6 protein-coding genes are annotated in these 3,728 nt (G+C 74.0%); 3 read left to right on the top strand and 3 right to left on the bottom strand.

Annotated elements, in window-relative coordinates; genetic code table 11:
• Both I59_RS09530 and ybaK read right to left on the bottom strand, forming a co-directional pair.
• Window positions 1-755 (bottom strand): Clp protease N-terminal domain-containing protein (locus I59_RS09530; RefSeq protein ID WP_148286155.1); only part of this gene is annotated, 755 nt, incomplete at its 3' end.
• 97 nt (window positions 756-852) lie between these two features.
• Window positions 853-1,338 (bottom strand): Cys-tRNA(Pro) deacylase, encoded by a 486-nt coding sequence (gene ybaK, locus I59_RS09525; RefSeq protein ID WP_022903672.1) that lies wholly within the window; start codon window positions 1,336-1,338, stop codon window positions 853-855.
• A gap of 66 nt (window positions 1,339-1,404) precedes the next feature.
• Here ybaK and I59_RS09520 point away from each other — a divergent pair, with 66 nt between their 5' ends.
• Together I59_RS09520 and yidC are read left to right on the top strand one after the other, a co-directional pair.
• Window positions 1,405-1,704, top strand: a complete 300-nt coding sequence (locus I59_RS09520) for a DUF6412 domain-containing protein (RefSeq protein ID WP_022903671.1) — start codon at window positions 1,405-1,407, stop codon at window positions 1,702-1,704.
• Between the two features lie 56 nt (window positions 1,705-1,760).
• Entirely contained in the window at window positions 1,761-2,489 is a 729-nt protein-coding gene (yidC, locus tag I59_RS09515) for a membrane protein insertase YidC (protein WP_022903670.1), read from the top strand.
• Between the two features lie 18 nt (window positions 2,490-2,507).
• Here the strand turns inward: yidC and I59_RS09510 are convergent, their stop codons facing one another.
• Window positions 2,508-2,726: a hypothetical protein gene (locus I59_RS09510; RefSeq protein WP_022903669.1), complete on the bottom strand. Its 219-nt coding sequence runs from the start codon at window positions 2,724-2,726 to the stop codon at window positions 2,508-2,510.
• Between the two features lie 353 nt (window positions 2,727-3,079).
• Between I59_RS09510 and I59_RS09505 the strand changes: the two genes are divergently transcribed.
• Window positions 3,080-3,724, top strand: a complete 645-nt coding sequence (locus tag I59_RS09505; RefSeq protein WP_148286154.1) for a hypothetical protein — start codon at window positions 3,080-3,082, stop codon at window positions 3,722-3,724.
• The last annotated feature ends 4 nt before the right edge of the window (window positions 3,725-3,728 follow it).

Genomic DNA, 3,728 nt, shown 5'->3' with positions numbered 1-3,728 from the left:
TTCTTGGTGCGGCGGAGGAGGATCTCGACGGCCTGCTCGATCTCGTCCGCGCGGCCGATCACCGGGTCGATCCGACCCTCGCGCGCGCGGGCCGTGAGGTCGGTGCCGTACTGGTCGAGCGTCGGGGTCTCCGACTGCTGCTGCTGCGCTGCTTCGGTGGTTCCGGGCATGGGGCGTCCCTCTCGTGCGGCCGCCGCGGCCTGCTGCGCGTACTCCTGCATCACCTGCGGAGTGACGCCGGCGCTCGCGAGCAGCTGCCCGGTCACGGTGTCCTGGTCCATCACGAGCGCGAAGAACACGTGCTCGGGGTCGGTGTAGGTGCTGCCGAAGCCCTTGGCGGCCTGGGTCGCCTCGAGCAGGATGCGCTGCGCGGTCCCGGTGAGGGCCGGGCGGCCGTCGGTGGCGACCGCGTCGTCGGCGGGCGCGGGCAGGCGCTGCTCGATCTCGTCGGCGAGGCGCTCGGGGTCGACGCCGGCCTGGCGGACGACCGCGGTGAACGGGTCGGTGCGGACGAGCACGTGCAGGACGTGCAGGGCGTCGATCTCGTGCTGGCCCTGCTCGGTCGCGTACTCCGCGGTGCGCTGGAGCAGCTGGTGGGTGCGACGGCTGAGCAGTCGCGTGATGTCGACGGGGCGCCCGAACGGCACGGGACGCTGCTGCCGCGCCCACTGCTGCTCGCTCTGCTGGGCGGCGATCAGGCGGGCGAGGAACTCGTCGAACGAGTCGCTGCCGGCGGAGCCGAACGTCTCTGGCAAGTGGACCTCCTGGTTGGACTTGAGTGCCTTCGACTCAATGCAACGCAGGAGGGCCGGGGTCATTCCCGTTCCGCGGAAGAACTTGCGGTGGCTCGACTCAAGTCCGAGCGATGGGCTTCGCGACCGCGTCCGTGACCCGTACGAGGTCCGCGGGCGTGAGCTCGATGTCGAAGCCGCGACGGCCGCCGGACACGAAGATGCTGTCGTAGGCGAGTGCTGATTCGTCGAGGACGGTGCGGAGCGCGGTCTTCTGGCCGACGGGGCTGATACCGCCGACGACGTACCCGGTGCGCTTCTCCGCGAGGGCGGGGTCGGCGAGCGTCGCCTTCTTCCCGCCGACGGCCGCGGCGATGGCCTTGAGGTCGAGTCGGTTCGCGACGGGGACGATCGCGACCGCGAGGGTGTCGTCGACGGACACCACGAGGGTCTTGAACACCTGCTCCTCGCGGAGGCCGAGGGCGGCAGCGGCTTCCTCCCCGAAGTTGGTGGCGGTCTCGTGGTGCTCGTACACGTGCGGCGTGTACGGCACGCCGGCGCGGTCCAGGGCCACCGTCGCGGGGGTGCTCGGCGATGCAGCGGTCATGCCCGCATCCTGCCGTCCCGAGCCGCGTCGGACCCCGCGGCGCGCGGGCGGTAGCCTGAACCCACCATGGCCGTCGTCGAGATCCTGCTGCGCATCGTCACCGCGCTGGGACTCGTCGACCCCGCTGCGGTCGGCACACCCGGGCACCTGCTGCCGGTGGCCGCCCTCGCCGCTCTGGGATGCGCGACGGCCGCCGCGGTCCTGGTGTTGAGCGTCGTCGTCGCCGCACTCCTCCTGCCGTCGGCGCGAGCGGTGCCGGCAGGACACCGGGAGTGGTCGCGCCTCCGGACCCGCATCGCGTCGTCGCACCCCGATGCCGACGGGCACGCGCGCCCGCGGGCGCCGGGCGGTGTCGTCACGGTCTGACCGCGTCGCTGGTCGGGCCGTCCCACGACCCTGCCACTTCGACCGATCGGACCACCATGGACATCTCCACCCTGCCCGTCGTCGGCGCGCTCCTGCACGCCGGCGCCGACGTGATCGCCACCCTGACCACCACACTCACCCCCGTCGCCGACGGATTCGCGGCGGCCCTCGCGGTCGTCGTCGTCACCGTCGCCGTCCGCGCCCTGCTCGTCCCGCTGGCCGTCCTGCAGGTCCGTGCGGAACGGGACCGCCGACGGCTGGCACCGGAACTCGCACGCCTGCTCCGTCGCCACCGCGGCGACCGGGAACGGTTCCAGCGCGCCGTCCAGCAGCTGTACACCTCGGAGCGGGTCTCACCGCTCGCCGGGTGCCTGCCGGCGCTGGCCCAGGCGCCGGTGGTGTCGCTCGTGTACACGCTCTTCACGCACGCGACGATCGGCGGGGCGACGAACACGCTCCTCGAGGGCACGCTCGTCGGGGTCCCCCTCGGGCACTCGCTCGTCGCCGTGCTCGCTTCGCCGCTGTGGACGCACGCGTGGGTCGTGCTCGTCCTCCTCGCGGTCCTCGTCGTCGTGGTCGAGGCAGGTCGCCGGGCAGACCGGCACTGGAACGCCGTACCCGAGGCCGATCCTCTGGCACCCACCTCGGCGCGGATCGCCAGGGTCGCACCCTTCGTGTCGGTGCTCTTCGCGGCGATCGCGCCGCTCGCCGCGGCGGTGTACGTGGTGACGAGCGCCTGCTGGACCCTGGGCGAGCGGGCGGTCCTGCGTCGTCTGGTGCGCTGACCGCGCGGCCGGTCGGGGTCAGCCGCCCTGGCCCTCCTGCTGCGGACCCTGGTCGACGGGGTCGTACTCGGTGCCGCGGCCCTGCTCCTCGTCGGCCGTGGGCACGTGCCGCTCGGTGCCGGTCCCGCCGGGGCTCGTCGCGACGTAGTCCGCCTCACCGGACTGGGTGTCGTGGCTGAGGGGCTCGAGGGTCTCGCCGTCGGCCGGTCGGGGCTGGTCGTTCGCCGGGGTGCTCATGGACCCGTGGTACTCCCTGCGGACTGGGTGGACACAGCGCACCGGGCGGACACGATCGGTGTCTGGGTGCGAGCATGGAGCGGGCAGCAGGACCCGGAACGGGAGTAGGCATGGCCGACGACGACGTGGCTGCGGAGCGAGCACGGCTCGAGGCGCTGGCGTGGGGCGCGGACGCGTCCCCCGCCGAGGCGGCCCGGGCCCGCATCCGGCTGGAGGACCTCCGGAGCGGGCGACGACCACGACGGGGCGGGTCCCCTGGCGGCCCGGCACCGACGAGGGACTTCCGCCGGACACCCTCGACAGCGGGCTCGCCGTCGGTCGGTCCGGCCCCGGTTCCGGTCCACGGTCCGGAGGTGCCGAGCAGCCCCGTGGGCGGTGTGCCGCGCGCGACCGACCCCGTCGGGCACGACCGTTGGGAGAGCGTCGAGGGCGATCCGGCCGACGCGACCGGGACGGCGGCGGCGACCGACGGGATGCGGCCGGACCACGAGGCGGACGCAGCGGATCAGGACGGGAGTGCCCCGGGCCTCCCGACGGGGTGGCGCGACCGCGTGCACGCGCTGCTGTGGACGCGACGGCCACGCGTCTGGATCGCAATGGGTGCCGCGGCGGCCGTCGGCGTGGCGTTCGCGGCCGGCACCGTCGTCGGGACCGCCGGCCCGGCGGTGCCGGCGGCGCCGAGCATCACCCCCACCGCGGGGGCGGTGACGCTCGAGCAGCTGCTCGACGTCCCGCAGACGTACGCCGACCAGCTCCCCGGACCGGTCGAGGCACCGGTCAGCCTGCACAGCACACGCCTCGTCTTCACGAACCGCGCGCTCGACGGCGGCGACCTCGAGACACCGTGGAACGTGTGGGCCGGCGTCGGGACGGACCGATCGACGATCTGCCTCGTGGCGACGGCCGACCGGATCGAGAGCTCGACGGCGTGCTACCCGCGGGAGGACGCCCTGCACGGCAGCGTGTCGCTGTCCGCGCAGTCCCGGAGCGGGACGTGACGTG

This window comes from Curtobacterium sp. B8 (assembly GCF_000333315.1).
In the GTDB taxonomy this organism is placed as follows: Bacteria; Actinomycetota; Actinomycetes; order Actinomycetales; family Microbacteriaceae; genus Curtobacterium; species Curtobacterium luteum.
The sequence above is the reverse complement of the archived record's forward strand: the minus strand, read 5'-3'. Positions and strand labels throughout refer to the sequence as shown.

What these genes read in the sequence shown, in the direction of transcription:
- yidC (WP_022903670.1), top strand. Translation starts at nt 1,761, where the DNA reads ATGGACATCTCCACCCTGCCCGTCGTCGGCGCGCTCCTGCACGCCGGC.
- I59_RS09510 (WP_022903669.1), bottom strand. Translation starts at nt 2,726, where the DNA reads ATGAGCACCCCGGCGAACGACCAGCCCCGACCGGCCGACGGCGAGACC.
- I59_RS09520 (WP_022903671.1), top strand. Translation starts at nt 1,405, where the DNA reads ATGGCCGTCGTCGAGATCCTGCTGCGCATCGTCACCGCGCTGGGACTC.
- ybaK (WP_022903672.1), bottom strand. Translation starts at nt 1,338, where the DNA reads ATGACCGCTGCATCGCCGAGCACCCCCGCGACGGTGGCCCTGGACCGC.